We start from the raw sequence: 2389 nt of genomic DNA, 5'->3' as shown, positions 1-2389 counted from the left end.
CCGCGACCCCGGGCACGGTCGTCTTCCGCAACGCCCTGATCGAGGTCATCCAGTACGCGCCGCAGACCGGCGAGGTGCACGAGATCCCGATCCTGGCCGCGCCGCCGTGGATCAACAAGTACTACATCCTCGATCTCGCGCCGCAGCGCAGCCTCATCGAGTGGGCCGTGCAGCACAACCGCACCGTGTTCGCGATCTCGTACCGTAACCCGGGCGAGTCGATGCACGAGATCACGATGGACGACTACTACCGGCAGGGTGTTTCGGCGGCACTCGACGTCGTCGAGGAGATCACCGGGTCGTCACGAATCGAGGTGCTCTCGATCTGCCTCGGTGGCGCGATGGCGGCGATGGCGGCGGCCCGGATGGGCAAGCTCGGCGACGAGCGGATCAGCGCGTTCACCATGCTCAACACGCTCCTCGACTACAGCGAGGTCGGCGAGCTGGCACTGCTCACCGACCCGGCGACGCTCGACCGCGTCGAGTTCCGGATGAGCAGGCAGGGCTTCCTCTCGGGTAACGAGATGGCCGGCAGTTTCGACATGATCCGCGCGCGGGATCTGATCTTCAACTACTGGGTATCGCGGTGGATGAAGGGCGAGAAGCCCGCCGCCTTCGACATCCTGGCGTGGAACGAGGACAGCACCCGCATGCCGGCGAAGATGCACTCGCACTACCTGCGGTCGCTGTACGGACGCAACGAGCTCGCGCGCGGTGTGTACGAGCTCGACGGCGAGGTCCTCGACCTGTCGGACATCACGTGCGATACCTACGTGGTCGGCGCGATCAACGATCACATCGTGCCGTGGACCTCGTCGTACAAGGCCACGGGGTTGCTCGGTGGCTCGGTCCGGTACGTGCTGACCAGCGGCGGCCACGTGGCCGGCGCGGTCAATCCCCCGAGCCCGAAGGCGTGGTTCGACGCCGTCGGCACCCCCGACGCAGACGAGCTGCCGAAGCTGCCCGAGGATCCGAAGGTCTGGGCCGAGAGGACCACCCGCACCCCCGGTTCGTGGTGGGAGGACTGGACGGCGTGGTCGGCGAAGCGTGCCGGTGACCTCGTCGCGCCGCCGGCGATGGGCAGCGCGCAGCATCCGCCCCTGTGTGATGCGCCGGGAACCTATGTCTTCGAGTGACATTGCGAGTTAGCTATCATCTTGCTAACCTGCTAACAGCGCTGATCCGAGCGCACCCCTACAGGGGAAGTTCCGCTCCCGTCACGAGCGCCCACGGAAGGTACACATCATGACCGCACCGACCAAGACCACCGCCGCGAACGCCGGCACCAAGGCCACCGATGCCGCGGCCAAGGCGACCGAAGCCGCCACGAAGGCCGCCACCGAGGCCACCGCAACGGCGCAGCAGTCGGCCGAGAAGCTGACCTCGACGGCCGCCGCGGTCGCCGACAAGGCCGCCACCGAGTTCACCAAGACCGTCGACGAGGCCACCGAGCGCTTCCAGGAGTTCAACGCGAAGTTCATCGACGCTGCGAAGCAGAGCGGGAACCTCGGTGTCGACACCTACGAGAAGGCCGTCTCGAGCATCCTGGATCTGCAGGAGAAGGTCGCCGAGGCCACCCCCGTCGAGTGGGTCGCCGAGCTCACCAAGGCTCAGGTCTCCTTCGCTCGAGAGCTCACCACCACCGTCACGAGCACGGCTCGTGACCTCCTCAAGTAATCGACGACTCTCTCGATGCAGTTGTCGAACCCGAACACCGCATCAGCGGACGTTCTCCGGTGCAGTGCATGCAGTCACTGACACCCGCCAGGATCGCCGCGGCCCCGATTCGTCTCGGGACCGCGGCGATCGCCGGTTGGAGCGCCTATCTCGCCGGCCTCGTACGACGCGGCGCCACACCGTGCACAGTGGTCTCCGACGCGAACCGGTACAGCCGGGCACTGACCTCGGCCACGCTTCCGCGCTGGCGCACGAACTGGCCTGTGGTGCGCCGATGGCCCCTCGGCGGTCTTCGCGACTGTGGCACACCCGACGCAGTCCGCGACGAGATTCCCACCCTGCTGCTGCCGCCGCAGGCCGGCACCCATTCGTGCATCGTCGATCATTCCGCCGACCGCAGCCAGGTCGAAGCCCTCAGAGCCGGCGGTCTCACCCGTCTGCACTGCCTCGATTGGGCGCCGGCGACCACCGCCACGGACGATTGCTCGATCGACGAGCACCTGGCCGTCGTGGCCGACGCCGTCGCTCATCTCGGCGGCAGGGTGAACCTGATCGGCGACAGCCAGGGCGGGTGGCTCGGCACCGTCTACGCGGCGCTGCACCCCGGGACCGTGCACTCGTTGACCGTGGCGGGGGCACCGATCGACTTCCACGTGGACCAGCCCGCGCTGTCGGTGCTGGCTCATGCGCCCCGCACGGCGGCGGCCTCGAC

At 67.7% G+C, this 2389-nt stretch carries 3 protein-coding genes; all 3 read left to right on the top strand.

The window, feature by feature from the left end:
* Positions 1-1136: PHA/PHB synthase family protein (locus tag R1101_RS0121350; RefSeq protein WP_016935291.1), on the top strand; the 1136-nt coding region annotated here is incomplete at its 5' end.
* Positions 1137-1245: 109 nt separating this feature from the next.
* A complete protein-coding gene (locus R1101_RS0121345) occupies positions 1246-1677 on the top strand; it encodes a hypothetical protein (RefSeq protein ID WP_016935290.1) in 432 nt (143 codons plus the stop codon).
* Positions 1678-1745: 68 nt separating this feature from the next.
* Positions 1746-2389, top strand: a 644-nt coding sequence (locus R1101_RS0121340; RefSeq protein ID WP_026003562.1) for an alpha/beta fold hydrolase, incomplete at its 3' end; no start/stop codon positions are given.

The organism is Rhodococcus sp. R1101 (genome assembly GCF_000278445.1).
In the GTDB taxonomy this organism is placed as follows: domain Bacteria; phylum Actinomycetota; class Actinomycetes; order Mycobacteriales; family Mycobacteriaceae; genus Rhodococcus; species Rhodococcus gordoniae.
Note: the sequence above shows the minus strand (reverse complement) of the source record. Positions and strands in the feature narration are given on the sequence as shown.

What these genes read in the sequence shown, in the direction of transcription:
- R1101_RS0121345 (WP_016935290.1), top strand. Translation starts at nt 1,246, where the DNA reads ATGACCGCACCGACCAAGACCACCGCCGCGAACGCCGGCACCAAGGCC.